Origin of the sequence: Amycolatopsis echigonensis (assembly GCF_002846615.1) — a bacterium.
In the GTDB taxonomy this organism is placed as follows: Bacteria; Actinomycetota; Actinomycetes; order Mycobacteriales; family Pseudonocardiaceae; genus Amycolatopsis; species Amycolatopsis echigonensis.
In genome coordinates this window covers 73,772-99,275 of sequence record NZ_PJMY01000001.1, presented here as the reverse complement: position 1 = coordinate 99,275, position 25,504 = coordinate 73,772, and the positions used below count along the sequence as shown (strand labels likewise).

Annotated in this window: 26 protein-coding genes; 14 read left to right on the top strand and 12 right to left on the bottom strand. The window is 69.7% G+C overall.

Going from position 1 to position 25,504, the window contains the following annotated elements; translation table 11 throughout:
* Nucleotides 1–68 precede the first annotated feature (68 nt).
* Nucleotides 69–713: a TetR/AcrR family transcriptional regulator gene (locus tag ATK30_RS00425; protein ID WP_101433740.1), complete on the bottom strand. Its 645-nt coding sequence runs from the start codon at nt 711–713 to the stop codon at nt 69–71.
* A gap of 145 nt (nt 714–858) precedes the next feature.
* Here ATK30_RS00425 and ATK30_RS00420 point away from each other — a divergent pair, with 145 nt between their 5' ends.
* Entirely contained in the window at nt 859–1,638 is a 780-nt protein-coding gene (locus ATK30_RS00420; protein WP_101433739.1) for a glucose 1-dehydrogenase, read from the top strand.
* Nucleotides 1,639–1,679: 41 nt separating this feature from the next.
* A complete protein-coding gene (locus ATK30_RS00415; protein WP_244194449.1) occupies nt 1,680–2,105 on the top strand; it encodes a nitroreductase/quinone reductase family protein in 426 nt (141 codons plus the stop codon).
* A 71-nt stretch (nt 2,106–2,176) separates the two neighbouring features.
* Here ATK30_RS00415 and ATK30_RS00410 read toward each other — a convergent pair whose 3' ends face one another.
* From ATK30_RS00410 to ATK30_RS00385, 6 genes are read right to left on the bottom strand one after another with little or no spacing between them, the layout of a single operon-like run.
* Nucleotides 2,177–3,523 carry an MmgE/PrpD family protein gene (locus ATK30_RS00410; protein WP_101433737.1) on the bottom strand — a complete coding sequence of 449 codons (1,347 nt, stop codon included), beginning with the start codon at nt 3,521–3,523 and terminating at the stop codon, nt 2,177–2,179.
* Between the two features lie 11 nt (nt 3,524–3,534).
* Nucleotides 3,535–4,896 carry an MFS transporter gene (locus ATK30_RS00405; protein ID WP_244194448.1) on the bottom strand — a complete coding sequence of 454 codons (1,362 nt, stop codon included), beginning with the start codon at nt 4,894–4,896 and terminating at the stop codon, nt 3,535–3,537.
* A gap of 25 nt (nt 4,897–4,921) precedes the next feature.
* Complete coding sequence (locus tag ATK30_RS00400) at nt 4,922–6,091, bottom strand: 2-methylaconitate cis-trans isomerase PrpF family protein (RefSeq protein WP_167441794.1); 1,170 nt, start codon at nt 6,089–6,091, stop codon at nt 4,922–4,924.
* Nucleotides 6,088–6,603, bottom strand: coding sequence for a LeuD/DmdB family oxidoreductase small subunit (locus tag ATK30_RS00395; RefSeq protein ID WP_244194447.1), 516 nt, complete (start codon nt 6,601–6,603; stop codon nt 6,088–6,090). Before ATK30_RS00395 ends, ATK30_RS00400 begins: the two co-directional genes overlap by 4 nt.
* On the bottom strand, nt 6,600–7,859 hold the full coding sequence (locus tag ATK30_RS00390; RefSeq protein ID WP_101433735.1) for an aconitase/3-isopropylmalate dehydratase large subunit family protein: 1,260 nt from the start codon (nt 7,857–7,859) through the stop codon (nt 6,600–6,602). The genes ATK30_RS00395 and ATK30_RS00390 overlap by 4 nt, the downstream gene beginning before the upstream one ends.
* Nucleotides 7,852–8,730: an isocitrate lyase/PEP mutase family protein gene (locus ATK30_RS00385; protein ID WP_101433734.1), complete on the bottom strand. Its 879-nt coding sequence runs from the start codon at nt 8,728–8,730 to the stop codon at nt 7,852–7,854. The genes ATK30_RS00390 and ATK30_RS00385 overlap by 8 nt, the downstream gene beginning before the upstream one ends.
* Before the next feature lie 164 nt (nt 8,731–8,894).
* Between ATK30_RS00385 and ATK30_RS00380 the strand changes: the two genes are divergently transcribed.
* Both ATK30_RS00380 and ATK30_RS00375 read left to right on the top strand, forming a co-directional pair.
* Nucleotides 8,895–9,674 carry an IclR family transcriptional regulator gene (locus ATK30_RS00380; protein ID WP_101433733.1) on the top strand — a complete coding sequence of 260 codons (780 nt, stop codon included), beginning with the start codon at nt 8,895–8,897 and terminating at the stop codon, nt 9,672–9,674.
* A gap of 283 nt (nt 9,675–9,957) precedes the next feature.
* Nucleotides 9,958–11,154, top strand: a complete 1,197-nt coding sequence (locus tag ATK30_RS00375) for an alpha/beta fold hydrolase (protein ID WP_101433732.1) — start codon at nt 9,958–9,960, stop codon at nt 11,152–11,154.
* Between the two features lie 228 nt (nt 11,155–11,382).
* Here the strand turns inward: ATK30_RS00375 and ATK30_RS00370 are convergent, their stop codons facing one another.
* Nucleotides 11,383–11,988 carry a CGNR zinc finger domain-containing protein gene (locus ATK30_RS00370; protein ID WP_101433731.1) on the bottom strand — a complete coding sequence of 202 codons (606 nt, stop codon included), beginning with the start codon at nt 11,986–11,988 and terminating at the stop codon, nt 11,383–11,385.
* 177 nt (nt 11,989–12,165) lie between these two features.
* Between ATK30_RS00370 and ATK30_RS00365 the strand changes: the two genes are divergently transcribed.
* The 10 genes from ATK30_RS00365 (at nt 12,166) to ATK30_RS00320 (ending at nt 22,227) form a co-directional block, all read left to right on the top strand.
* Nucleotides 12,166–13,968, top strand: coding sequence for a CocE/NonD family hydrolase (locus ATK30_RS00365; protein ID WP_208637207.1), 1,803 nt, complete (start codon nt 12,166–12,168; stop codon nt 13,966–13,968).
* A 6-nt stretch (nt 13,969–13,974) separates the two neighbouring features.
* A complete protein-coding gene (locus tag ATK30_RS00360; protein WP_101433730.1) occupies nt 13,975–14,751 on the top strand; it encodes a CoA transferase subunit A in 777 nt (258 codons plus the stop codon).
* Nucleotides 14,748–15,392 carry a 3-oxoacid CoA-transferase subunit B gene (locus ATK30_RS00355; protein ID WP_101433729.1) on the top strand — a complete coding sequence of 215 codons (645 nt, stop codon included), beginning with the start codon at nt 14,748–14,750 and terminating at the stop codon, nt 15,390–15,392. Before ATK30_RS00360 ends, ATK30_RS00355 begins: the two co-directional genes overlap by 4 nt.
* A gap of 35 nt (nt 15,393–15,427) precedes the next feature.
* Nucleotides 15,428–16,216 carry an enoyl-CoA hydratase/isomerase family protein gene (locus ATK30_RS00350; protein WP_101433728.1) on the top strand — a complete coding sequence of 263 codons (789 nt, stop codon included), beginning with the start codon at nt 15,428–15,430 and terminating at the stop codon, nt 16,214–16,216.
* Nucleotides 16,213–17,070: an MBL fold metallo-hydrolase gene (locus tag ATK30_RS00345; protein WP_244194446.1), complete on the top strand. Its 858-nt coding sequence runs from the start codon at nt 16,213–16,215 to the stop codon at nt 17,068–17,070. The genes ATK30_RS00350 and ATK30_RS00345 overlap by 4 nt, the downstream gene beginning before the upstream one ends.
* 46 nt (nt 17,071–17,116) lie before the next feature.
* Entirely contained in the window at nt 17,117–17,827 is a 711-nt protein-coding gene (locus tag ATK30_RS00340; protein ID WP_101433726.1) for a flavin reductase family protein, read from the top strand.
* Nucleotides 17,828–17,848: 21 nt separating this feature from the next.
* Complete coding sequence (locus tag ATK30_RS00335) at nt 17,849–19,042, top strand: acyl-CoA dehydrogenase family protein (RefSeq protein WP_101433725.1); 1,194 nt, start codon at nt 17,849–17,851, stop codon at nt 19,040–19,042.
* A complete protein-coding gene (locus ATK30_RS00330; RefSeq protein WP_244194445.1) occupies nt 19,039–20,070 on the top strand; it encodes a phosphotransferase family protein in 1,032 nt (343 codons plus the stop codon). Before ATK30_RS00335 ends, ATK30_RS00330 begins: the two co-directional genes overlap by 4 nt.
* Before the next feature lie 12 nt (nt 20,071–20,082).
* Nucleotides 20,083–20,850, top strand: a complete 768-nt coding sequence (locus tag ATK30_RS00325; RefSeq protein ID WP_101433724.1) for an SDR family NAD(P)-dependent oxidoreductase — start codon at nt 20,083–20,085, stop codon at nt 20,848–20,850.
* Between the two features lie 75 nt (nt 20,851–20,925).
* On the top strand, nt 20,926–22,227 hold the full coding sequence (locus ATK30_RS00320; RefSeq protein ID WP_101433723.1) for an alpha/beta hydrolase: 1,302 nt from the start codon (nt 20,926–20,928) through the stop codon (nt 22,225–22,227).
* Nucleotides 22,228–22,311: 84 nt separating this feature from the next.
* Here the strand turns inward: ATK30_RS00320 and ATK30_RS00315 are convergent, their stop codons facing one another.
* The 4 genes from ATK30_RS00315 to ATK30_RS00300 are packed head-to-tail and all read right to left on the bottom strand — an operon-like array spanning nt 22,312 to nt 25,481.
* Nucleotides 22,312–23,367: an LLM class flavin-dependent oxidoreductase gene (locus ATK30_RS00315; RefSeq protein WP_101433722.1), complete on the bottom strand. Its 1,056-nt coding sequence runs from the start codon at nt 23,365–23,367 to the stop codon at nt 22,312–22,314.
* The gene (locus ATK30_RS00310) at nt 23,367–23,876 is read right to left on the bottom strand and encodes an SRPBCC family protein (RefSeq protein WP_101433721.1); all 510 of its coding nucleotides are present in this window, start codon (nt 23,874–23,876) and stop codon (nt 23,367–23,369) included. Before ATK30_RS00310 ends, ATK30_RS00315 begins: the two co-directional genes overlap by 1 nt.
* A gap of 53 nt (nt 23,877–23,929) precedes the next feature.
* Nucleotides 23,930–24,430 carry a winged helix-turn-helix transcriptional regulator gene (locus tag ATK30_RS00305; protein ID WP_101433720.1) on the bottom strand — a complete coding sequence of 167 codons (501 nt, stop codon included), beginning with the start codon at nt 24,428–24,430 and terminating at the stop codon, nt 23,930–23,932.
* Nucleotides 24,431–24,434: 4 nt separating this feature from the next.
* Entirely contained in the window at nt 24,435–25,481 is a 1,047-nt protein-coding gene (locus ATK30_RS00300; protein ID WP_158242411.1) for an acyl-CoA dehydrogenase family protein, read from the bottom strand.
* Between the last annotated feature and the right edge of the window lie 23 nt (nt 25,482–25,504).

Sequence of the window (25,504 nt, the reverse complement as noted above, 5' to 3'; positions counted from 1 at the left end):
CGGGATAACGCCCTTGTCCGGTTCGGCCCGCTGCTGAGAGCACTCGGCGGGCCGTGCATCGGCGCGACTCAGTCGTTGGCGGACGTCGCTGGTCCACTCGCGCCATACCGCGCCGCGATGGTGCGGACGGCCTCGTCGACCACCTGGGCGACGCGTTCGGCGCTTACCTTCCAGCCCGGCACCAGGAGGGTCGGCCAGAAGACGTAGTTGGAGATCATGCCCAGGAACTGGGTCGCTGCGAGATCCACGTCCTCGATCCGCACCGTGCCCGCCTCGTGCTCGGCGCGGAGGTAGCTGCGCACGGACTCGAAGTAGGGCACCTTCCCCTGCGAGAACTGTGCGTGGGCCAGCTCCGGGAAGCGCGGCAGTTCGGCGATGACGATGCGGAACAGGTCGGTCATCTGGGGCCGGCTCAACAGTTCGGCGTAACGGCGGCCGATGGCGGTGAGCCCGTCGACGACATTGCCCGCCGGCGGAGGATCTTCCTCTTCAGCGGTTGACCACGACTCGGTGACGATGGCGTCGAACAGGGCGGCTTTGCTCGGAAATTGCTTGAACAAGGTGGCCCGCGAGACCCCCGAGCGCTCCGCGATCCGCGCCAGCGACGTCCGGTCGTAGCCCAGCTCGAGGAACAGTTCGGTCGCGGCCGTCACGATCAGCGCGCGCTTTTCCTGGGCGACGCGTTGGTGGTACGTCGGCACGACCTTGCTCATGGGCCGAGCATACGAGGTGAGTGGCTTGACTCGCCACTGCGGCCCGCCTAGTGTCAAGGCAGTGGTGAGTCGCTCGGCTCACCATCTGCCGGTCGTTCATCGCCGATGACCCCGGTCAGTCGCCCGCGTGCCGAAGGAACGTCTGATGAACCGCTTCGACAACCAGACCGTGCTCGTGACCGGGGGCACCGGCGGCCAGGGATCGAGCCACGTACGCGCCTTTCACGCGGAGGGAGCGAACGTGGTGATCGGCGACATCGACACCGAACGCGGCACCGCTCTCGCCGGCGAACTCGGGACCCGCGCTCGCTTCACCCGCCTCGACGTCACCGACGAGAGTTCGTGGTCCGCCGCTGTGCTGGACGCCGAGAGCGCCTTCGGAGCCCTGAACGTGCTCGTCAACAACGCGGGCGTCCAGAACCCGCCGGTGCCAATTGAAAACACGGACCAGGCCACGTGGTCGCGCATCCTCGACATCAACCTCACCGGGACCTTCCTCGGCATCAAAGTCGCCGCCCCCGCTCTGCGCCGCGCAACTGGGGGAGCCATCGTCAACATCGCCTCGACGATGGGCTTGGGCGGCACGGCGCGCTACGCGCCGTACGTCGCCAGCAAGTGGGCCGTGCGAGGCCTGACCAGAACGGCGGCGCTCGAACTCGGCCGGGACCGCATCCGCGTGAACACCATCCACCCCGGCGTGATCGCGACCCCCTTCATCCAAGAACCGGCAGCCGGCGCCACCGCGGCAATCGCCGATTTCTATTCACCCGAGCCGTTCGCCATCCCGCGACTCGGAGAGCCGGCCGACGTCACCCGGCTTCTCCTGTTCCTCGCCTCATCGGACGCGTCGTTCATCACGGGGTCGGAGTACGTCATCGACGGCGGACTCCTCCTCGGGCCCGCTCTTCAGGCCGAGCCGGCATGACCACTCCAGACGCGACCGGACGGCCCGCACGGGACGGGTCTTTGTCGCACCTGCCCGTTCGCATCCGGCGAGCCATCGAGATCACCCCCGCCGCGGGCGCCCGCGAACGGATCATCGACCTCACGACGCTGGGGCGCCGCACCGGCCGGTCACGCCGCAACGAGATCTTCTTCTACCGGGCCGCGGGCGCCACCTACCTGTGCAGCGGTGCCAACGGCACCGCGACCGACTGGCATGCGAACCTTCTCGCCAATCCCGACTTCACTTTCCACCTCAAGAACGGGATCCGCGCGGATCTGCCCGCACGGGCCACGCCGGTGACCGACCCGGCTGAACGTCAGGCCGTGCTGGCGGAGATCGTCGCGGATCTCAATCAGCCCCACGACCCCGGCACCATTCGGCCGACTCGGCTCGAAGACTGGGCTGACAGCCGCCTGATGCGCATCAGCTTCCGCCATCGCCCGTGACGCGAACGATGATGATTCCACTGTGGACAGACGACCGCGAATGTCGATCGATCGTTCGATCCGTGGTTGCCTCAGCCCAGACGGAGCAGCCTGGCCAGCGCCCGCACATCAGTTCCTGATCGAAGGCCCGCCACCGCGTCGGCGATCTTCTTGGCGTGCTGGTCGCCGTAGACCGCCCCGGCCAGGCTGGTGAACTTTTCGAGCAGGGCGGTGCCGCCGACCCAGTTCTCGGGCTCGCCGAGCGGCGCGGTGACGGTCGTGGACAGCTCTCGTCCGCCAGCCTGGACCGTCACGGTCGCACCGTGCTCTGCCAGGTTTCCCGCGTGTGTCGTGATCCGGCCGATGACGGCTGCCACGTCCTTGTCGTGCAGGCGTTCGTAGCTTTGCCAGTCGACCTTTCCGTCGAGCCAGGCGAGGGCGACCTGGAAGTACACGCTGAACTGCGCGTCCACCGAGCTCTGCGGGGCCAGCTTGGCCGCGGTCGGCGCGCCGACGATCTTCATCGCTGTCGGCCCGATGGCGATGGCGATCTCGGCCTCTTCCCGTTCTGCCTCGGGGACCTGGGCGCGGAGCGCGAGTGCGGCGTCGATCGGGGCGTGGGCGAACCGGCACGACGGGTACGGTTTGATGCCGGTCTCCAGCAACAGCCACTCGTCACCGAGGCGTTCGGTCAGCGCGGCGGGGCGTGGATCGTCGCTGTAGCCGGTCAACAGGCCGTACTGGCCTTCGAACGCCGCACTCGCACCACGTACGCCGGCCTCGGCGAGGGTGGCGCTCACGATCGCGTCGTGGGCGGCGAAGCCCGGGTGCAGCCGCTTGTTCCAGGACCCGTTGGCGAGGTACTGCATCGAACCGGCCGCCTTGCTGAGCGCGAGCCCGAAGGCGTTCTCCACCGTCGGCTGGTCGAACCCGCGCAGCTTCGCCACCGCAGCGACCGCGCCGAAAATGCCCGACGTCGAGGTCAAGTGGAAGCCCCGGTCGTAGCTCGTCGGCCCGACCGCCGCGCCGACGCGGCAGCTCACTTCGTACCCGACGGCCAGCGCGTCCAGGAATGCGCCGCCGTCCGCGCCGCTGCGTTCGGCTTCGGCCAATGCGGCCGAGATGACGGGCGCGCCTGGATGCCCGGTCTGGCGCCGGTTCGTGTCGTCGAAGTCGAGGGAATGGGCGTAACACCCGTTGAGGAGCGCGGCGTACGGCCAGTGGTAGCCCTTGGCTTCGCCGATCACCGTGCCGGGCCCGTCGCCCGGATCGAGCTCGGCGACGGCCGCGCGCACTGCCGGCGCGTTCTCGGCCCGGGCGGCGGCGAAGGCGGAATTCCCGATGTAGTCGAGGAAAAGATCGCGCAGCCGGGAGTGCGCCAGTGCCGGGATTTCCCCGGTCGAGGCAACGAATTCCGCTAACTCGGCCGTCTCGTTCATGCTCTGTCCTCTCAGATCGTGTCAAGCTGCCGGGCGTTGGTGCGCGGGCCGAACACGGCTACTCCGACGCTCATCGCGAGGATGAGCACGGCGCAGACGCTGAACAGCACACCCGCGCCGAGGGAGTACAGGAGCGGCAATGCCGCGAACGGGAATACCGCGGACACCAGCCGGGACAGCGAATAGGTCCGTCCCGCCGCCGTCGTGCGCACGGCAGTGGGGAACAGTTCCGGGGTGTAGGCGTGGCTCAGGTTGCCCATCACGACGTTGAACACGTTGAGCGCCGTACCCGCGGCCACCACGAGCCAGCCGGACGTCGCGAGGCCGAATGTCGCGCCGCTCGCCGCGACCAGGACCGACGAGAGCACCAGGAGATGCTTGCGCTGGAAGCGTTCGGCGAGCAGCACGACCAGCGCCGCGCCGAGCGGAAAGCCGCACGCGGTCGCGGCGGTGTAGCCGAGCGAATGCAGGACGCCGAATCCTTTGTGGATCAGGACGAGCGGGGCGATGCTCGAGAATCCGAGCACCCCGATGGTCTGGCACGCCCAGACGAGGCAGGCGAGTGCGGTCCGCCCCAGCAGCGGCCGGCGCAGCAGGTGCGGACGGATCGGGGCGGCCTTCGCTGGAGAATCCGCAATGGACGGCCGCTCCGCGGGCGGGTTCCCCGGGCCCTCGATTTCCCGCAGGACAGCCAGCGCTTCGGCGCGCCGACCCTGCGCCGCCAGCCAGCGTGGTGATTCGCTCAGGCCGCGCCGGGTGAACCAGACGAGCGCCGCGCCGAGCGCGCTGAAGATCAGCAGCCAGCGCCAGCTCTCGATCCCCAGCAGGGTGTGCGGGAGGAACGCGGCGAGGACGGCGGACGCCGGCAATGCGAGCCAGCCGATGAAGTAGCACATTCCGACCAGCCGGCCGCGTCGAGCAGCCGGAACCAGTTCGGAGAGGTAGGTGTCGACCAGGACGAGCTCGGCGCCCAGTCCGACCCCGACCAGGACCCGCAGCAGCAGGAACACCGCGAGGCCCGGGGCCAGCGTGCACACCAGCGACAGTCCGGCGTAGGCCAGCAGGTTCACCTGGAACATCCGGCGCCTGCCGAACCGGTCGGACAGCGGCGCCAGGAACAGCGCACCCAGCAGCTCCCCGACGAAGGCCGAGCCGATGACGAGCGATTTGTCCGCTGTGGATTCGACCCACCCGGCGGGGACGAGGGTGACCAGCAGGCTGCCGAGCCCCACTTCGAAGAAGTTGAAAAACGTGCCGATCCCCATCAGCGCGACGACGCGCCGGTGCCAGGGACCGGTCGGCAGCCGGTCCAGCCGGGCGGCCACCTCGGCCGCGGTTCCTTCGGAATAACCCAGCATCGGCGACGTTGCCATGCGGACTCCTGTCGGTCGTGTCGGATCAGCGTTCGGCGAAAAGGGAGCGCGGGTAGTAGGCGGTGGCGTCCATCAGCCTCCGCGCAGTGCGGCTGAACCCCAGCAGACCGAAGCGGACGAACGGGGCCTGCGCGGCCGGTTCGGCTTCGACGCGCACCGGGGTGATGCCGGACGGGTGCCCGATGAGCAGCGTGCCCGGTTGCCTGGTCTCCAGCACGGAAGCGACCACCGATCCCGGCACCCGCGAGGCCGCGGCGAGGCAGATGGAGCCGGTGCCCGCGATGCTTTCGTGCAGACGATTCATGAAAAGCAGGCGGCAGCGCAGATCCATGTCGCTGCCCACGACGTCCTGGCCGTTCAGCGTGACGTAGTCCGCTGGCGGGGCGACGAGACCCGCGAGCGGGATCCCCGGCGAGTCCTGGTCGACGGTTCGCCAATCGGTGCAGAGCCCAGTCAGCACGGCGGCTTTTCCCCTGAGTTCGAGAATTCGCTCGACGAGCGCCGCGTTTTCGTTGATGTCCTGGCTGAGTTCACTGCCGGTCAGCCCGAAATCGCCGGCCCGTGCCCAGACGGCCGGGTTGCCCGCGTCGCACACGGTCGCTTCGACGCGTTGCCCGTCGGCCATTTCGATGACGTCGACGGGATTGCCCGTCGGGAGCAGCTTTCCCGTCTTCGCGCCGACGGTCCCGCTCCAGTCCATCACGATCTCCGCGCCGGTGCCCGGCACCCCGGGCAGCGCGAAGTCGCCGTCGACCTTCGCCCGGCCGCGCTCGACCGGTACACGGGCGACCAGGATCTTGCCGGTGTTGGTGTTGTGGATCCGGACGTCGGTGGTGCCTTCGACCGCGGGAACGAGACCTTCGTCGATCGCGAACGGCCCGACGCCGGACGAGATGTTGCCGCAGTTGCCGCTGTAGCCGATCTCCTCGGTATCGATCGCGACCTGGGCGAAGGTGTAGTCGACGTCGGCATCGTCGCGAGTGGACGGTGCGACGATCGCGACCTTCGAGGTGATCGGCCGCGACCCGCCGAGACCGTCGATCTGCAGCACGTCGGGGGAACCCATCAACCGGATCAGGAGCCGGTCTCGCGCCGGGCCGGGCTCCGGCAGGGCGGACTCGTGGAAGTAGAGCCCTTTGCTCGTCCCGCCTCGCATGAGTACACAACGGACGGTGTCCTGGTCCCCGGCGCTCATGCGCGGCTCCCCGCCGGGCGCAGCTTGCCGGCCGCCTCCAGCTGCGGGAACAGCCCGCCCGCGGCGAGCACGGAGCGCAGGAGTTCCGGCAGGGGCGCGATCGGATGGGCCGTACCGCCGGCTTCCAGGCTGCCCTCGCTGAAATCGACCCGCACGGTCTCGCCTTCTTCGATCAGTTTCGTGGCGTCCGGAAGGGTCGCCGCGGGCAGGCCGTAGTTGACGCAGTTGCGGAAGAACAGGCTGTTGAACTGCTCGGCGACCAGCGCCGCTACGCCCAGTTCCCGGAACAGCAACGGAACCGGCCGGCTCGACCCGAGCCCGAAGTTCCGCCCGGCGACCACGATGTCGCCCGGCCGGACGAGGTCCGGCCAGCCCGGCCGGCTCGCGTGGAACACGTGCCGCGCGGCCTCGTCGAGCGGCAACCGCATGGCGAAGCCCGGGTACATGTCGTCGGTGTTGATCCCGTCGCCGAACACCCAGGCCCGGCCGGTGACCACGAGTTCGCCGCTCACGCCGCCACCCCCGTGACTTCCCGCACGTCGCTGATGGACCCGCGGATCGCGGACGCGGCGACGGTGGCGGGGGAGGCCATGTAGACCTCGGCGTCCGCGCTTCCCATGCGCCCCTTGAAGTTCCGCGTGCTCGCGGTGAGACACACTTCGCCCGCGGCGAGCGTGCCCATGTGGTAGCCGAAGCAGGCGCCGCACGTCGGATTGGTCACCGTCGCCCCGGCTTCGACGAGGTCGGCGAGATAGCCGAGCCGGGAGGCTTCCGCGTAGATCCGCTGGCTGGCGGGGGTGACGATCAGCCGGGTCGTCGGCGCGACCCGCTGTCCTTTGAGGATCCGGGCCGCGGTTTCGAGGTCGGCGAGCTGGCCGTTGGCACAGGACCCGATGAACGCCTGGTCGATCCGGGTGCCGGCGAGGTGGCTGACGGGCCCGGTGTTGTCGATGACGGTGCCGGGCCGGGCGACCATCGGCGGCACGGCCGACAGGTCCACCGGCCGGACGGCCGCGTAGGCCGCGTCCTCGTCCGGCCGCACCGGCATCAGCTCGGCGTCCGGCGCCGCCGCGGAAACGTAGTCGAGGCACAGCTCGTCGGAGGGGAAGATGGTGAAGTCCGCGCCGATCTCGGCTCCCTGCGTCGCGATCGTCCGCCGGTCGGTCATCGGCAGCCCGGCGAGCCCGGGGCCGCCGAATTCGACGGCGTGCCCGGTGGCGTCGCCGTACCGGCCAGCGATGTGCAGGAAGACGTCTTTTCCGTTGACCCACGGGTGGATTCGGCCGGACAGCGCATAATGCACCGAAGGCGGGACCTGGTACCACGTGCGGCCCGTGCACACGATCTGCAGCACTTCGGCCGGCCCGAGCCCGCGAGCCGCGGCACCGACGGCACCCGCCGCGCAGGTGTGGGAATCGGTGCAAGCGATGACGCTGCCCGGCCGTGCGAGGCCCTGCTCGGCGAGGACCTGGTGCACGATGCCGTGCCGTCCGACGTCGAAAACCTTGCGGATCCCGTGTTCCGCGGCGAAGGCCCGCGCCTTGCGGCCCGATTCGGCGTCCCGCACCGAGGGCGCGGGCACGGCGTGGTCGAAGACGATCGCGATCCGGTCCGGATCGGCGACCTCGACCACGTCGCCGAGCCGGTCGTGCGCGAACTGGATGTCGATGAGCGCCGTCAGGTCGACGTCGCAGACCACGATCTCGCCGACCGCAGCGGGCCCGCCGGACGCGCGGCCCAGGACTTTCTGGATCAGGGTGTCAGGCATCGGCGGGCTCCTTCGCGTACCGCTCCCGCAGGTCTTCCCAGAAGGGCAAGCCGAGCGCGTCGAACATGCCCCGCGGCGAATCCTGGCCGTCCGTGCCGACGTCCCCGCGCGCCGCGCGCTCGAGCGCGGACCGCATCGCGGAAGCCGCGCTGCCGACGCACAACCCGGGCATGATCACCAGCGCGTAGCCGAGTTCGGCGAGCTCGGCCAGCTCCACCGCGGGCGTCTTGCCGCGCGGCACGAGGTTGAACAGCGCCGGGGCCTTCACCCGGGCCGGCACCTGCCGCACCTCGTCGAGCGTCCGCGGCGCTTCCAGGAACACCAGATCGGCGCCGGCCTCGGCGTAGAGGTTCGCGCGGCGGACCGCTTCGTCGAAGCCGAGGGCGGCACAGGCGTCCGTGCGTCCGATCAGGACCGTGTCCGGATCCTGGCGCGCTTCGGCCGCGACCTCGATCGTGCGCGCGAACTCCTCGGCGGGCACGACCTGTTTGCCGTCCAGATGTCCGCAGCGCTTGGGGAATTCCTGGTCTTCGAGCTGGATCGCCGCGGCGCCGGCCCGCTCGTACAGCCGGACGGTCCGGTAGGTGTGCGTGACATCGCCGAATCCGGTGTCCGCGTCGGCGACCACCGGGACGTCCAGGAGGCCGGTGACCAGGGCCAGCTGGTGCACGAACTCCGTCTGCGTCGCGAGGCCGACGTCCGGCAATCCCGCCGCCGCCGCGACGGCTGCCCCGGACAGATACGCCGCGCGGAAGCCCGCGCTCGCCGTCAAAGCCGCCGACAACCCGTCGAACACCCCGGGCGCGACGACCGCCGACCTTTCCTCGAGCAGTTCCCGCAACCGGGCACGGACACCCGCTGTCTCAGACACGAGCACACTCCTCTTTGCCGCATGGTGACTCTCAATGCCACGATGCGGCAACTTTCACCGTTGGGTCGGCCCCGTGTCAAGGCCTTGACGGGCGGGAAGCGACGTGCGATTCTGCGCCGACTAGTGGCATCGATTGCCACGATGCGGCAAAGGGGAGTGCGGACGTGGTGACAGACGGGGAGCAGGCCGGCGGCAGTTCCGTGCAGGTGGTCCGCAAATCGGCGCGGATCCTCGACTGCTTTTCCGCGACCACTCCGCGCCTGCGTGCCGCCGACATCGTCCAGGCGACCGGCCTGCCCACCTCCACGGTGGCGCGGATCCTGCGGACGCTGGTCGGCGAGAATCTGCTGCAGCGCCAAGGCCAGGAGTACAGCATCGGCCTGCGGGTCACCGCCTGGTCGGCCGCGGCGAAGGCCGGCTCGGACCTGATCGCGGCGGCCGGGCCGCATGTGACAGCGCTGCGCGACCTGTGCCGGGAATCGTGCGGCATCTACGTCCGCCAAGGCGCCAGCCGCGTCTCGGTGCTGAGCGCCGAGTCGACGCACTCGATCATCTACCGCGGCTACGTCGGCCAGATCCTGCCGCTGCAGGCGGGTGCTGCGGGCAAAGTGTTCATGGCCTACGACGACCAGGCCCTGGCCGCCGCGCTCGACGACGGCCTGAAGGCCTTCACCCCGCACTCCGTCACCGACCGGCAGGTCCTGGACAAAGAACTCGACCTGGTGCGCGAGCGGGGCTGGGCGTTCGCGGAGGAAGAACGGGAAGTCGGCCTCAACTCGCTCGCCGCGCCGATCTTCGGCCCCAGCGGCACGATCGTCGCCGCGCTCGCCGTGGGCGCCCCGTCGTTCCGCCTCACGGCCGCGACCGTCGAATCGCTGGCCGACGACGTGACCGCGAGCGCCGGTGCGATCTCTCGCGCGTTGCTGGGGCAGAACCGAACCTGAGCGCGGTGATCGGCCCGGGCGGACCTTGCCGACGCTGAACTAGTGCTGCCTCTCAGAAGGCTGATGGCCCGATGGGCGGAGACAGTGGCAGCGCCTGGTCGGCTCGCTTCAGCCAGCGTGCCGCCCGAGGGCTTCTCGTGACGGTGCGGCGTGCAGTCGCCTCTTGTGATACATAACCAAAACGCTTACGGTTAAGTTGCCAATCCAGTCCAGATGCACGATGGCGTGTGTTCAGGCACGGTGTCTCACCCGCCGCATCGAGACATAACCATAGGGAGTTTCCATGGCCGACGCGGCGGTTGCGCAGGTCCTCGACACGGCGGCCACCAGGCGCGGCGAAGGGCGGTTCGCGGTGGTGTTCGTCCACGGTTTCCTCGACGACCGGCACGTCTGGGACGGCGTCGTCTCGCAGCTGGACGCACCGGACTTCGAGTCCGTCCAGATCGATCTCGCCGGCAGCGGCGCGCGTGCCGACGCTGAGGGGCCGTTCGACTACGACCGGTTCGCGAACGACGTCGGGACGGTCGTGGACCAGCTCGGCAAACCCTTCGTCATGGTGGGGCAAAGCATGGGGTCGGCCGTCGCGGAGCTGGTCGCCGCGGCTCGTCCGGACCGGACGATGGGCCTGGTCCTGGTGGCTCCGGTGCCGCTCGCGGGAGTCGGCATGCCCGCCGAGGCGATCGAATCGTTCCGCGGGCTCGGCGGCGACGCGGAGGGACAGCGCGCTCTGCGCAAGCAGCTTTCCGTCGGCATGTCCGATCCGGACGTGGAACGGATCGTCGCCGAAGGTGCGCGGTTGCGGCCCGACGTCGTGGCGACGCTGGCCGATTGCTGGAACGGCGGCCATCCGGACGGTGCGAATCCCTCTCGCTACAAGGGTCCGGCGCTCGTCCTGACGGGTGCCGGGGATCCGTTCGTCACCGCCGACGCCGTATCGGCGGGGGTCGCGCCGCGGTTGCCGCAGGCCGCCACTGTCGTGGTCGACGGTGCGGGGCACTGGCCGCACCTGGAGCAGGCTTCCGGGGTCGCCGCCCGGATCGGCGAGTTCTTCAAACGGGCCGTCGCGGAGTTCCCGGCCGATGCGGGGCAGGGGTGGACGCAAGCCTTCGCGGACAAGACCGCGGACGGCTTCGCCCAGACGTTCGCCGCAGGCGCGGTGCTCGAAGCGAGTGCGCTGAACCGGCCGGCCGAGGGCCGAGACCTGGTGACGCTCATCCTGGCCACCGCCAGCGGTATCTACGAATCATTGGCGTTCACCCACGAGGCGTCCCACGGTTCGCGCACCTACCTGGAATGGGAAGCGACCGCGCTCGGCGGGGTGAAGCTGTCCGGAATCACGGTCCTGGCCAAGAACGAGGACGGCAAGATCGAGCACGCGGCGATCCACCATCGGCCGCTCGGCGCCCTGCAGAAGTTCTCCGGCGAGCTCCGCCGCCGCCTCGACGGCCAGGTCGATCCGAGCTACTTCCACGGCAGCTGACCGGTTTCCCGGCCGCGCGCGGTGAGCCTTGCTCGGTTTCTCACTGCGCGCGGCCGGTTCGGTCTTGTGCTTGCGTGTGTGGGGCGGGCGGGTTGGTCGCGTTGCCGCAAGTAGCGCGCGGGAGCCTTGTGCGGTTTTCGCTGCGCGCGGCCGCTTCGGACTTGCGTTTGCGTGCCCGGGAGGTGCGCAGGTTGGTCGCGTTGCCGCGGTAGCGCGTGGCGAGCCCGCTCAGTCCTCGCTGCGCGCCGCCGCTTCGGACTTGCGTTTGCGGGCCCGGGAGGCGCGCAGGTTGATCGCGTTGCCGCAGAAGCGCACGTCGTGCCACACGGCGCTGGTGTTGCGCGAACGGTCGTAGAACGCCGCGCGGCATCGCTCGTTGCGGCAGACCTTCAACCTCCGCCAGGTGTCCTGCTGCTGGGCCAGGAACGCTTCGATGAGGACCACCGCGGCGACGCGCCGCCACCCTTCCGCGCGCGGCTCCAGGCGCACTGTGCCGTCCGGATGCACTCGCGCGGTCACCGTGGCCGGGTGAAGCCGCGCCGCGGCGAGAGCGGGGTCGGCGCGCGTGGCGAGGAGCTCGTGGAGATCGGCTCGCAGGTCGCGCAAGTGTTCGAGATCGCGCTCCTGGAGCTCGATCCGGTCTTCCGCGGCGTCGTTCAGCGCGGCCCAGGAGCCCAGCGCGCCGTCCAGCCATTTCTGGGCGCTTTCGAGGTCGCTCAACAGGTCGGCTCCCCGCGGGCGGCCGGCGGACTGCGTGTTGATCACGTCTTGGACGAAACCCAGGCCGCCGGGAGCCGCGAGCAGCTCGTAGCGGTCCGTCGCTGGCCATGTCATAGCGCGATCATACTCCGAGCCGACGTCGCCTTCCCACTAGTCGTTGCCCTTACGGTTCTGTCACCGGGAACCGTCAAGTGGTCAATGCGAGCATTGGTTGACATAGGCATAGATCTCATGCTTATGTCATCGAGGAAGTCGCGAGCTTTCAGTGCCGCGGCGGAGGTCAACCGAACGATGGGACGGCACACCGTGGTGTCTGGCGGCTCCTTGGAAGGACAGCGCGGCGCCTTCGGGGTCGTACGCGAGGACGACCTGGCGATGACCACCAGGGACGGAGTCGTGCTGCGGGCCGACGTGTACCGGCCGGAAGAGCCGGGCCGGTATCCGGTGCTGGTGCGCCGCACGCCCTACGGGAAGCGGGTGAACGACCTCGCGGCGGACTTCAGCGAGGCGCACTACTTCGCTTCGCACGGCTACGTGGTCGTCGTCCAGGACACCCGCGGGCGCTTCGCCTCCGAAGGTGCCTGGTACCCGTTCATCTACGAGGCCCGGGACGGCTACGACACGATCGAATGGGCCGCGACGCTGCCCGGCACGACCGGCGCGGCCGGAACGTTCGGCCAGTCCTACGGCGCGATCAGCCAGTACCTCGCGGCCACTCAGCGGCCGCCGCATCTGCGGACCTGCGTCCCGGTTTCGGCGTACCAGCTCGCGTTCGAGAACTATTGGTACAACGGCGGCGCGCTCGAACTCGGCTGGATGCTCAGCTATTTCGTGAACATGGCCGAGGCGGTGCTCGCGGGCGAAGGCGACACCGAAGCGATCGAAGAGCTGACGAAGCTGAAGGTCGATCCGGCGGTGCGGTTCTCCGCGCTGACCGAGGACACGCTGCGCCACCTGCCGTTGCGCGATTGGGCGGACCGCCTCGGCCGGGGCGCGCCGTTCCTGGACGACATCCTCGCGCATCCGGCCGACGGCCCGTACTGGTGGGCGACGGACCTCAGCAGGCAGCTGTTCAACATCGACGTGCCGATGCTGCACATCGGTTCCTGGTACGACATCGCCAATCGGGACACTCCGAATTTCTTCACCGGCCTGCGCGAGTCCGCTTTGGCCGCGCGGAACGGGCACGCGCTGATGATGGGTCCGTGGGCGCACCAGCTGCCGTTCAACCAGCCGACGTCCGGTGGGACCGGCGACATCGACTTCGGACCCGAGGCCGCCATCAGCCTCGTCGACATCGAGCGCCGCTGGTTCGACCACTACCTCAAGGAGCATCCCCGCAAGGACGACGCGGCCGGGTTGCCGGTGGCGCCCGTCCGGATTTTCGTCATGGGGGAGAACCGGTGGCGCGACGAACGGGAGTGGCCGCTCGCGCGCACCGAGTACACCTCGTACTACCTGCACAGCGACGGCTCGGCGAACACGCTGAACGGCGACGGATCCCTTTCAGCCGATCCGCCCTCGGACGAACCCGCGGACCGCTACCGGTACGACCCCGAGGACCCCGTCCCGACCGCGGGCGGCCGGTTCGTCGGCGGCGGGGTGGCCGACCAGCGGAAGAACCAGTCCCGCGCCGACGTGCTGGTCTACACCGGGGCCGAACTGGCCGAGGACCTCGAAATCACCGGGCCGATCACCGTCCGCCTGCACGCGGCGACGACCGCCGCGGACGCGGACTTCGTCGCGGTCATCTCCGACGTCCGCCCCGACGGGTACGCCCAGAACCTCGCCGAGGGCATCGTGCGCGGCCAGTTCCGCGAGTCCTTCGTCGAGCCGTCGCCGTTGGAGCCCGGCGTGCCCTGCGAGTTCACGATCCGGCTGTGGAACATCAGCCACGTGTTCCGCGCGGGCCACCGGCTCCGGCTCCACGTCACCTCGAGCGATTTCCCGCGGTGGGACCGCAATGCTGGCACCGGCGCGCCGGTCGGCACCGACACCGCCTTGCGCGCGGCCGAGCAAACCGTGTTTCACGACAGCCGTCGCCCGTCGCGAATCGTGCTTCCCGTCGTGCCCCGCCCGGCCGGAAAGGATTGATCCACTGTGGACAAAGTTGTCGATTCCGCGGACGAGGCAGTGCGCGATATCGGGGACGGCGCGTCGCTCGCGGTCGGCGGTTTCGGGCTGTGCGGCGTTCCGAGCGTGCTGATCGCGGCGCTGCTCCGCCGAGGGGCGGCCGAGCTCGACGTGGTCTCCAACAACTGCGGCGTGGACGACTGGGGCCTCGGCCTTCTCCTGCGCGAGCACCGCATCCGCCGGATGACCTCGTCCTACGTCGGGGAGAACAAGGAGTTCGCCCGGCAGTACCTCGCCGGCGAACTCGAGGTCGAACTGACGCCGCAAGGCACTCTCGCCGAACGGTTGCGCGCCGGAGGTTCCGGCATCGCCGCGTTCTACACCCGGACCGGCGTCGGCACCGCCGTCGCCGACGGCGGACTGGCGTGGCGGTACGACAACGCGGGCGGCGTCGCGATCGCGTCTCCCGCCAAGGAAACGAGAACTTTCGACGCGGAGGGATTCGACGGCGAATTCGTCCTCGAAACCGGCATTCGCACCGACTTCGGGCTCGTCCGCGCCTGGCGCGGAGATCGGCACGGCAATCTGGTTTTCCGGGCCTCGGCCCGGAACTTCAACCCGTTGTGCGCCATGGCGGGCCAGGTGACGATCGCGGAGGTCGAGGAACTGTGCGAGCCGGGCGAGATCGAGCCGGACGACGTCCACCTGCCCGGCGTCTTCGTCCAGCGCGTCGTTCCCCTCTCCGCGGAAGAAGCGGCGGACAAACGCATCGAGAAACTCGTCACCCGGGAGACCGCGGAATGAGCTGGACCCGAGATCAGATGGCAGCCCGAGCAGCGCGGGAGCTCTCCGACGGCGACTACGTCAACCTGGGAATCGGCGCCCCTGCCCGCGTTCCCTCCCACATCCCGGCGGGCATCGAAGTCGTGCTCCAGTCGGAAAACGGAGTCCTCGGCACCGGCGACTACCCGGCGCCGGCGGACGTCGACGCCGATTTAGTCAACGCCAGCAAGGAAACGGTCACCCTGCGGCCGGGCGCGTCCTTCTGCGACTCCGCCACGAGCTTCGGGATGATCCGGAGCGGGAAGATCGACGCCGCCATCCTCGGCGGGATGCAGGTCTCCGAGTCGGGCGACCTCGCCAACTGGATCGTGCCGGGAAAAATGGTCAAGGGCATGGGCGGCGCCATGGACCTCGTGCACGGCGCGCGCCGGGTCATCGTCCTGATGGACCACGTCGCCAAGGACGGCTCTCCCAAGATCGTGCGGCGCTGCACGCTCCCGCTGACCGGCCGCCGCGTCGTGCACCGGATCATCACCGACCTCGCCGTGATCGATGTCGAGCGCGAGGGACTGCGCCTGGTCGAGCTGGCGCCAGGGGTGACAGCCGACGACGTCCGCGCGGCAACGGAGCCGCCTCTCCTTCCCGTTCCCGGACCGCGCTGACCGGCGAACCGTCACTTCATCGAAAGGCGACCGAAATGACCCACCTCAGCTGCACCCTCGAGGGCGACCTCGCGATCCTCTGCCTGGACAACCCGCCCCAGAACCGCCTCGGCGTCCAGCTGATCGACGAACTCCGGCAGGCGCTGCATACGATCGAGACCAGCGAAGTCCGCGCGGTCCTGCTCCGGGCGAACGGTCCCGACTTCAGCTACGGCGGCGACATCGAGCCGTGGCCGGACTGGACCGAGCGCGAAATGCGCACCGAGTTCGAGGCCTTCATGCAGACGTTCAACCACTTCGAGCGGTTGCCGGTGCCGACCGTGGCCGCCGTGCAGGGCCTCTGCTTGGGCGGCGGCTTCGAACTGGCCGTCCGCAGCGACGTCGTGTTCGCCGGCGAAAGCGCCCGGTTCGGCCATCCGGAACAGTCCATCGCCATCGTCACGTTGCTGGGCGGCGTATACCGGGTCGCCGAGCGCGCCGGACGGTCCCGGGCGATGGAGTGGGCGCTGACGTCGGAACGGGTCCCGGCCGCGGAGATGGAACGGTTCGGGGTGGTCAACAAGGTCGTGCCGGACGCCGAACTCGACGACGCGGCCACCGCGTTCGCGCGCAAGATCGCGCAAGGACCGACGAAGGCACACGCGGCGCACAAGGCGCTGCTGCGCACCTGGGCGGTCGGCGGGGTCGCGGCGGCCGACGAAGCCATGTTCGACATCGCTCTGCCGCTCTTCGAGACCGAGGACGGCCGGACCGCGATTCCCACCGCTGTCAAGGCGATGCGGTCCGGCGAACCCCGGCCCGCGATGCCCTTCCAGGGCCGGTGAGCGCTCCCGCCATGCCGAAACTGCGCTACGACGTCCACGTCGCCCCTTCCATCCCGACCGCCATCCCCGATCTTCCTCCCGACCTCGACCGCCGGTGGTGGTCGCCGATCACCTCGACCCTGATCAGCGGCGAATCCGACGCCGTCCTCGTCGACGCGCTCATGACGGTGGAGCAGGCGCGCCGGCTGGGGGACTGGGTGGCGGCCAGCGGCAAGAACCTCACGACGATTTACCTCACGCACGGCCACGGGGACCACTGGTTCGGCTTGTCCGCCCTCCTCGAGCGCTTTCCCGGGGCTCGTGCGATCGCCACTCCCGCCGTCGTGGCGCACGCCCGGAACCAGTGCTCGCCGGAGTTCGTCGAGTCGTTCTGGAAGTCCCGGTTCCCCGGGCAGATCCCGGATCGGTTCGCCCTGCCGGAACCCGTGACGGGGGAGGCCTTCGAGCTCGAAGGCGAGGAGATCCGGATCGTCGAGCTCGGCCACACCGACACCGACGACACCACCGCGTTGCATGTGCCGTCGATCGGGCTGGTCGTGGCCGGCGACGCGGCCTACAACGACGTGCACCTCTATCTCGCCGAATCTCCGGCCGAAGGGCGCGCCGCGTGGATCGCCGCGCTGGACACCCTCGCCGCCCTGGATCCGTCGGCGGTCGTGGCCGGTCACAAGAATCCCGCTCGCGGTGATCATCCGGAGATCATCGGGCAGACGAAGCAGTACCTCCGGGATTTCGAGGAAATGGCCGCGAGCACCTCGACCACGCTGGAGCTCTACCGCCTCCTGCTCGAGAAATATCCCGACCGGGTGAATCCGGGAGCCGCGTGGGGATCAGCACGCTCGGCCAAGGGATGAGCCGGAAACGCAGGGATGCCGCGAAACCGACGATCGGAGCCGACTGATGATCATCGACGGGTCTGCTTTGGACCCCACCGCTGCCTACAAGCTCTTGATCGGCAGCATCCTGCCCCGCGCGATCGGCTGGGTGAGCACACTGTCCGTCGACGGTGTCGCGAATCTGGCGCCGATTTCGTTCTTCACCGCTGTCGGCCGGCAGCCGCCGATGGTGTCGCTGTCCATGCAGGCACGTTCCGACGGCCAGCTCAAGGACACCTTCGTGAACATCCGCGACACCGGCGAGTTCTGCACGAACCTGGCGACGTTGCCGCAGGCGCACCAGATGCACCGCACCGCGGCCGAGTTTCCCAGCGATGTCGACGAATTCGAGGCCGTCGGACTGGAGAAGGCGCCGTCGCAGGCGGTGAAGGTCCCCCGGGTCGCGGGCGCTCCGATCTCCTTCGAGTGCACTCTCGAACGGATCATCCCGATCGGCGACCTCGACGACCACATCGTTTTCGGGGTGGTCGAGCGGTTCCACATCCGTGACGACCTCTATCTGGATCGCGGGCGCATCGACACGGCGGCCCTCAATCCCGTCGGGCGGTTGGCGGCGGAGTACACCCTCGTCGAGAACGTGTTCACAACGCCGGTCGAGGAGCACGTCCTCGACGCCCGGCGGGATGCGCGCATGCAGCGGCTCGACGACAAGCCAGCCGATTTCTCGCCGATCGACACCACTTCATGGTCCCCGTCCGGATCCATCCGAGAATGACCCGCGAAACGGAAAACGCCCATGCCCATTGATCTCAGCCCGGATCCGGTCGCGGCTCGGCTCGCCGAGCGGACGGCGGAATTCGTCCGCGACATCGTGCTCCCTCTCGAGGAAGAGCACCGCGGCGTCGTGCGCTCGGAGGACGTCCGAACGCACCTGCAGGACGCCGCGAAACAAGCCGGCGTCTTCGCCCCGCACGTGGCGCGGGAATACGGCGGGCACGGACTCGACATGCGCGGCCGCTCGGTCGTGTTCGAAGCGGCCGGATATTCGTTGCTGGGACCGCTCGCGCTCAATATCGCGGCGCCCGACGAAGGCAATATGCACCTGCTCGAAGCCATCGCCACTGAGCAGCAGAAGGAACGCTACCTGCGTCCCCTCGCCTCGGGCGCCATCCGGTCCTGCTTCGCGATGACCGAGCCCGCGCCGGGCGCGGGCTCGGATCCCGACGCGCTGGCCACGCGCGCCGACCGCGTCGACGGCGGCTGGCGCATCAACGGCCGCAAGTGGTTCATCACCGGAGCCGACGGCGCCGGATTCGCGATCTGCATGGCCAGGACCTCGGGAGAGCCGGGCGACCGCGGCGGCGCCACCATGTTCCTGGTCGACCAGGACAACCCCGGCATGCGGACGGTCCGGCACATCGAGACTCTCGACGAAAGCCTTTACGGCGGCCATATCGAGCTCCTTTTCGACGACTGCGTCGTTCCTGACGAAGCAGTGCTCGGCGAGGTGGACGAGGGCTTCCGCTACGCCCAGATCAGGCTGGGACCCGCGCGGATGACGCACTGCATGCGCTGGCTCGGCATCGCCCAGCGGGCGCAGGACATCGCGGTGGCCCGCGCGTCCGACCGGCGGCTGTTCGGCGCGCGGCTGGGCGACCTGGGCATGACCCAGCAGATGATCGCCGACAACGAAATCGACATCGCCGCCTCGCGAGCCCTCATCCGGCAGGCCTCCTGGGAACTCGACCAGGGCGGCCGCGCCGGGCAGGCGACCGCGATCGCCAAAACCTTCTGCGCGGAAGCGATCTGGCGCGTGGTCGACCGGGCGCTCCAGATCTGCGGTTCGCTCGGCGTCTCCGGCGATCTGCCGCTGGGCAGGTTCCTTCGGGAGGTCCGCCCGTTCCGGATCTACGACGGTCCCTCGGAGACCCATCGGTGGGCGATCGCCCGGCGAGTCCTTCGCCACCACGAGAAAACGGCCGGCTCGTGACCAGCTCGGCGCGACCCGCTTTGGACGGCCTGGACCTGCCGGCGCTCGAGCGGTTCTTCACCGAGCGGGTGCCGGGGTTCTCCGGGCGGCTGTCCGCCGAACTGCTCGAAGGCGGACGATCCAATCTCACCTACCTGCTGACCGACGGGGACCACAGGTGGGTCCTGCGGCGTCCGCCGCTGGGCGGGCTTACTCCGTCCGCCCACGACATGGCCCGCGAGTACCGGGTGATCGCCGCCCTCGGCGGGAGCGGCGTACCGGTGGCGCACGCTGTCGAGTTCGGCGACGACACCGTCCTGGGCGTCCCATTCTCCGTCGTGGACTATGTCGAGGGCGCCGTGATCAGGACGACCGCCCAACTCCATGCTCTGCCCGGCGGCGGCATCGAACGCTGTGCCTACGGCCTCGTCGATGTGCTTGCCCGGCTGCACGCCGTCGAGCCCGCAGCCGTCGGCCTGAGCGGATTCAGCCGTCCGCAGGGCTATCTCGGCCGGCAGATCAGCCGCTGGCTCGACCAGTGGACGAGAGTCCGGACCAGGCCGCTGGCCGACCTCGACACCCTGCACGCGAAGCTGTCCGCGGCGTGTCCGGCGGAGAGCGCCGCTTCGATCGTGCACGGGGACTACCGGATCGACAACGCCATCCTGGACCCGGACGGCCCCGGGACCGTGCGGGCGATCGTGGACTGGGAACTGGCCACGCTGGGCGACCCGCTGGCCGATCTCGGGCTTCACCTCGCGTACTCCGACCCCGCGTTCGCGCCCGTGCTCGCCGGTTCGGCCGCGTCCACGAGCGACCGGCTGCCCGCGGCCGGCGAGCTGGCCCAGCACTACGCCGACGCCAGCGGGCGCGACCTGAGCCGGCTCGGCTTCTACCTGGGACTCGGCTATTTCAAGATCGCCGTCATCGCCGAAGGCATCCACGCGCGGTTCCGGCAAGGCGTGACCCGCGGCTCCGGTTTCGACTCGGCGGGCGACGCGGTGGCACCGCTGGTGGCCGCCGGTTTGCGCGCGACGGCGAAGCTCTGAGCAGGAGGCACGGTGACTAACGTGATGGATCTGTTCCGGCTCGACGGAAAAGTCGCCGTGGTGACCGGGGCGAGTTCGGGGCTGGGCGCCGGATTCGCCAAGGCGCTCGCCCAAGCGGGCGCGGACGTCGTGCTCGCCGCCCGCCGCACCGACAAGCTCGCGGACGTGGCGAAGCAGGTGCACGACCTCGGCCGGCGCGCCCTGGTGGTGAACGCGGACGTGACAGACCCGGACAGCTGCGAGGCGATGGCCCGCGAAACGGTCGCCGAATGGGGCCGCCTCGACATTCTGGTCAACAATGCCGGAGTCGGCACCGCCGTCCCCGCCGTACGGGAATCGCCTTCCGAATTTCGCCGGGTCGTCGACGTCAACCTCAATGGCGCCTATTGGGCCGCGCAGGCGTGCGGCCGGCTGATGGAACCAGGATCGAGCATCGTCAACATCAGCAGCGTTCTCGCCCTGATCAAATCCTATGCGCCGCAGGCCGCTTACGCCGCCAGCAAGGCAGGCGTCCTCGGCCTGACCCGGGACCTGGCCCAGCAATGGTCCGGCCGGCGGGGTATCCGCGTGAACGCCATCGCGCCCGGCTACTTCGCCAGCGAGATGACCGCGGAAGTGCCCGATGAAGTACTGCTGCCGTTCATCGGCCAGCACAGCCCTCTCGGCCGGCTCGGCCGGCAGGAGGAACTCGACGCCGCCGTCGTGTTCCTCGCGAGCCCCGCCGCGTCCTACATCACCGGCACGACGCTCGCCGTGGACGGCGGCATGTCCGGGCACTGAAACCCCGGTCCTGAAGGCGGCTGCAACTCTGCACTTCATCGAGGTGCTTCCCCAACGACGCGGAGGCAACTGCCCATGCGATCCCGATCTTTGCCGACCATCGCGGCGGCCGTCGCCGGATGCGTCCTGATGCTGACCGGCGGCGTGGCCGACGCGGACGCCGACGCAGTGACCACGTGCGGCAACGTCACCGTCCCGGTCGCTGTCGGCGGCCAAAGCGGCGCCATCGCCGGAACGTTGTGCGCCCCGCCTGGCGCCACGTCCCTGCAGATCCTGGTTCCAGGGCTGACCTACAACCGGGCCTACTTCGACGTCGCGGTCGAGCCCGACACCTACTCCTACGCCCGCGCCGCGAACCGGGCCGGCTACGCCACCCTCGCGATCGACCGGCTCGGCGCCGGGCAATCGCTGCATCCGCTCTCGCTTTTCGACACCTTCGAAGCCGACGTCGCCACCCTGCACGAGGTCGTGCGCGCGGCACGCGGCGGAGCGTTCGGCACCGCATACCCGAAGGTCGTCACCGTGGGGCACAGCCTCGGTTCGATCCTCGCCCAGGGCGAGGCGGGCGCGTTCGGCGACGTCGACGCGATCATCACCACGGGTTTCTCGAGCATGCTCAACTACGTCAACGCGACCGCCCGGGTCGCCGGGCACGTCCATCCGGCAACCAGCGACCCCCGGTTCGCGGATTCGGGCCTCGATCCGCTCTACTTCACCACCATTCCCGGAACGCGCGCGGTGTTCACGAACCCCGAAAACACCGAGCCGGCCCTGGATGCCTATGACGAGGACACCCTCAAGGACACCGACACCCTCACCGAACTCGCCACCTTCGCCGAGTACCCGTTCGCCAACGCCATCGCGAACATCCACGTCCCGGTTCTCGCGGTGACCGGCACGGACGACCCGATCTTCTGCGGGCTGGACGCCGCCGACTGCACCAGCTCGGCCACCCTGCAGGCGCATGAGCGGGCCTTCTATTCCGCCGGAAACACGGTCGAGGCCTATGCCGTCCCCGGCACGGGCCACGACGTCGAACTCGCCACCACTGCGCCGCTGGCCCACCAGCGGATGATCCAGTTCAGCGACACGTACGTCGGCGCGGGCAACGGGGCGCGCGACACCGAACCGGGCGCGCGTCCCCAACCGGCCCCGGTGCTTTCCGGCACGCCGCCCCTCGCGGCCCGGCTGGCGGACCAAGCGTTCCTGGTCGCGGTCGCCCCGCTGGCGGATGAGTACGCCCAGATCGTCCAGCCTGTCCCGGGTCTCGGCGACACCACCGACCCCAGCCAGTCCGGTCCCGTACTCGGCCGGATCGCCGCACTCGCCGGACAGTTCGCCTCCCCGCTCGCCCAGACCGCACTCGGCGGAGGCTGAGCCGGCCGGACCTGTCCGTGAAGGGCCCCTTGAGGGCCTTAGATTCCCCCATGGGGCCCTTCACGGACTTCAGGTCCCTCGCGCTCACCTGCTCCCGATCTCGCGAACGAGGTCGATGGCTTTGGCCAGCGTCGCGAGGCGGGCGTCGAGGGTGTCGCCGGCGGGGTAGAGGCGCACCGTGTCCACGCCGGCGTCCCGCCACACCCGAAGCCGTTCGCGCACCATGGGTTCCGTGCCGATCAACGTGGTGCCCAGGACCATCTCGTCCGTGACCGAGGCCGCGGCGCCGTCGCGGTCGCCGGCCTGCCAGCGTTCGCGGACCTCGGCGGCGGCCTCGGCCCAGCCTTGCCGGCTGTAGGCCTTGTTGTAGAAGTTGGTGGAGGCCGAGCCCATCCCGCCGAGGCTGAAGGCCAGCTCCTTCTTCCGGCCGGCCACCATCGCGCGCAACGCGTCCTCGTCCGGGGCGAAGGCGACTTCGGCTCCCTGGCAGACATCCAGGTCGGACCGCGTGCGCGCACTGCGGGCGAGACCCTCGTCCAGATGCGAGAAGTACGCCTCCGCCGCGCCTTCGGGCACGAAACTGGTGCCGAGCCAGCCGTCGGCGACCTCCCCGGTCAGCCGGAGCATCGACGGCGACAGCGTCGCCAGGTAGATCGGGATCTCGTGCTCGGCGCGCATCGACAACCGCATCGGCACCGCGTCCCCGCCGGGCAGCGGAATCCGGAATTCCGAACCGGAGTACGAGATTTTGCCGCCCTCGAACGTGCGGCGCACGATCTCCACCGTCTCCCGCATCCGCGCCAGCGGCCGCGCGAACGGCACGCCGTGCAGCCCCTCGATCACTTGCGGGCCCGAAGCTCCCAGCCCCAGCAAGAACCGTCCGCCGGACAGATTCGACAACGTGATCGCGGTCTGCGCGAGGGCGACCGGACTCCGGGTGCCGACCTGCATGATCCCCGAGCCCAGCAGCATCCGTTCGGTGCGCGCCGCGTAATACCCCAGCGCGGACGGCCCGTCCGAGCCCCACGCCTCAGCCACCCAGCAGATGTCGAGGCCGAGCTTCTCCGCCTCGACCACGAAGTCCGTCACCTCGCCGAAACTGCCGGCGCCGGACGCCTCGACCGTCGTCGCGGTGCGCATCACGCCTCCTCCGCCAGCTTCTTGATGCATCCGAGCGTCGCGGTCATGTTGCGTTCGAACTCCCGCATCCGCACGAACACGATCTTCTGTTCCTTCTCCGGCATCCGGTCGATGGCGAAGGACAGCCCGGAACGCGCGGGCCCCATCTGCATCCATTGCGACAGCTCGGTTCCGCCGTCGCGAGGTTCGATGCGGAAGCGCCAGACTGCCGAGGGGTTCGCCGGGTCTTCGACCGCCCAGGCGAACACCCGGCCGGGCTCGTACTCCACGACATGGGACGTGGTCGACCATTCCCCGAGAGCCTCGTGCCTGCTGTGCCCGACGAACCGCGCCCCCACCGAGGGCCCCTCCGCCCCGTCGAGCCATTCGACCGCCTGCAGTTCGTCGCTCATGTCCGGCATGCGGTCCACGTCCGAGATCAACGGCCACACCCGTTCGGGCGGCGCGTCGATCCAAGTCCGCACCTCGACCGAGGGTTTGTCCGCGTACCGTGCGCCCGTCCACTCCATAGCCGTCAGGCCTCCTCGTCCTCAAAGGGATTGGCTGATAAGAAAAATGCGGCTCACGCGACCCCGAACCGGCGCTGCACGTCGGGGCGGCTCTTCAGCCGCTCCGGGTAGCCCGGTCCCATCCGCATCGAGGTCTCCTCGGGCCGGAGGGGCTGTCCGCAGCGGGCGCAGACGACCTCGGCGTGGGTGTCGTGGCCGCACGAGTCGTGATGGAACGTGACCGGCGCGCCTTCCTCGCCGGCCAGCCACCGGTCGCCCCATCCCGAGAGGGCGGCGAGCACACCGAAGAAATCCTTGCCCTTCTCGGTCAGCACGTACTCGTAACGGCGCGGCTCGCTGTGGTAGAGCCGCTTGTCCAGCAGCCCTTCGTCGACCAGTCTTCGCAACCGGTCGGCGAGGGTGTTGCGGGCGATGCCCAGCTGCTCCTGGAACTCGTCGAACCGGGAGATCCCGTACATGGCCTCGCGCAGCACCAGCGGCGTCCACCAGTCGCCCAGCAGATCCATGGTGCGCGCGATCGAACAGGGCCAGTTCGCGAACGACGTCCGTTTCATGGGCTCAGCCTCCTGTCGGCGCGGCGAACAGGCGAGCGCCGAGCGAGTCGAGTTGCCGGGCCGGCGAGCCGAACAGCGACCGGCGTGCCCGGGTGCGTTTGAGGAAGACGTGCGACGGGTGTTCCCAGGTGAAGCCGATTCCGCCGTGCACCTGGAGCGCGTCGCCGGCCGCGCGCTGGGCGGCCTCGGTGGCCGCCGCGAGTGCGGTGCGCGCGGCGAGCTCTGCGTCGGGTCGCCCCTCGTCGATCGCTGCGGCGGCGCGTTCCACGAGCAGCCGGGTGCCGTCGAGTTGCACGTGGCGATCGGCGAGCAGGTGCTTAATCGCTTGGAACGAGCCGATGGCACGGCCGAACTGGTGGCGCTGCTTGGCGTACTCGACGGCCCCGTCGAGGGCTCGCTGCCCGGTGCCGACCAGCTCCGCGGCGACGACGGTGAGCGTCCGCGGCGCGTACTCGACGGGTGCGAGCACCGTCGCCGCTGCGCGGGTGAGCCGGATGCTGGCAACCGGCTCGGTCACGTCGAACGCTTCTCGCGGCGACCTTGCGACGCCAGGACCGGCGAGGTCGACGAGCACCGGAGTATCGCCGGCGAAGGCCAGCACCAGGTCGGCGTCCATCCCGAAGCCGACTGAGCGCAGCTCACCGTCCACTGTGGATCCGGTCAGTTCCAGTGCGGCGGCGCGGCGACCGGGAACCACCGGGAACGTCTCCCACGCCGGTATGGCCAGAACCGAACCGCGGGCGACCGCGTCGGCGTGCTCGTGGTCGAACGCGAGGACCGCGGCGGCACCCGAGAACGGGATGCGGGCGACCGCGATGCCCACCTGTTCGGCCACCAGACACAGCTCGCGCATGCCCCCGCCGGACCCGCCGCGGTCCTCGGCCACGCCTAACCCGAGCAGGCCGAGCTCGCCCAGCGACCGCCAGAGAGCCCGGTCGGCCCCCGCGTCCCGGGCCTCCCAGGCCGGCGGCAGCGAACCGGCCGGCCCGGCAAGCAGCTTCCGGGCGACCGCGACGAGCTCGTGCTGTTCGGCGCTCAGCGGCATCGACATGGGCTCCTCCTCGAACCGGTCGC

Bases quoted from the DNA above. Each gene is read 5' to 3' on its own strand.
- ATK30_RS00425 (WP_101433740.1), bottom strand. From the start codon at position 713: ATGAGCAAGGTCGTGCCGACGTACCACCAACGCGTCGCCCAGGAAAAG.
- ATK30_RS00420 (WP_101433739.1), top strand. From the start codon at position 859: ATGAACCGCTTCGACAACCAGACCGTGCTCGTGACCGGGGGCACCGGC.
- ATK30_RS00410 (WP_101433737.1), bottom strand. From the start codon at position 3,523: ATGAACGAGACGGCCGAGTTAGCGGAATTCGTTGCCTCGACCGGGGAA.
- ATK30_RS00405 (WP_244194448.1), bottom strand. From the start codon at position 4,896: ATGGCAACGTCGCCGATGCTGGGTTATTCCGAAGGAACCGCGGCCGAG.
- ATK30_RS00400 (WP_167441794.1), bottom strand. From the start codon at position 6,091: ATGAGCGCCGGGGACCAGGACACCGTCCGTTGTGTACTCATGCGAGGC.
- ATK30_RS00390 (WP_101433735.1), bottom strand. From the start codon at position 7,859: ATGCCTGACACCCTGATCCAGAAAGTCCTGGGCCGCGCGTCCGGCGGG.
- ATK30_RS00375 (WP_101433732.1), top strand. From the start codon at position 9,958: ATGGCCGACGCGGCGGTTGCGCAGGTCCTCGACACGGCGGCCACCAGG.
- ATK30_RS00370 (WP_101433731.1), bottom strand. From the start codon at position 11,988: ATGACATGGCCAGCGACGGACCGCTACGAGCTGCTCGCGGCTCCCGGC.
- ATK30_RS00365 (WP_208637207.1), top strand. From the start codon at position 12,166: ATGGGACGGCACACCGTGGTGTCTGGCGGCTCCTTGGAAGGACAGCGC.
- ATK30_RS00355 (WP_101433729.1), top strand. From the start codon at position 14,748: ATGAGCTGGACCCGAGATCAGATGGCAGCCCGAGCAGCGCGGGAGCTC.
- ATK30_RS00350 (WP_101433728.1), top strand. From the start codon at position 15,428: ATGACCCACCTCAGCTGCACCCTCGAGGGCGACCTCGCGATCCTCTGC.
- ATK30_RS00340 (WP_101433726.1), top strand. From the start codon at position 17,117: ATGATCATCGACGGGTCTGCTTTGGACCCCACCGCTGCCTACAAGCTC.
- ATK30_RS00335 (WP_101433725.1), top strand. From the start codon at position 17,849: ATGCCCATTGATCTCAGCCCGGATCCGGTCGCGGCTCGGCTCGCCGAG.
- ATK30_RS00320 (WP_101433723.1), top strand. From the start codon at position 20,926: ATGCGATCCCGATCTTTGCCGACCATCGCGGCGGCCGTCGCCGGATGC.
- ATK30_RS00315 (WP_101433722.1), bottom strand. From the start codon at position 23,367: ATGCGCACCGCGACGACGGTCGAGGCGTCCGGCGCCGGCAGTTTCGGC.
- ATK30_RS00310 (WP_101433721.1), bottom strand. From the start codon at position 23,876: ATGGAGTGGACGGGCGCACGGTACGCGGACAAACCCTCGGTCGAGGTG.
- ATK30_RS00305 (WP_101433720.1), bottom strand. From the start codon at position 24,430: ATGAAACGGACGTCGTTCGCGAACTGGCCCTGTTCGATCGCGCGCACC.
- ATK30_RS00300 (WP_158242411.1), bottom strand. From the start codon at position 25,481: ATGTCGATGCCGCTGAGCGCCGAACAGCACGAGCTCGTCGCGGTCGCC.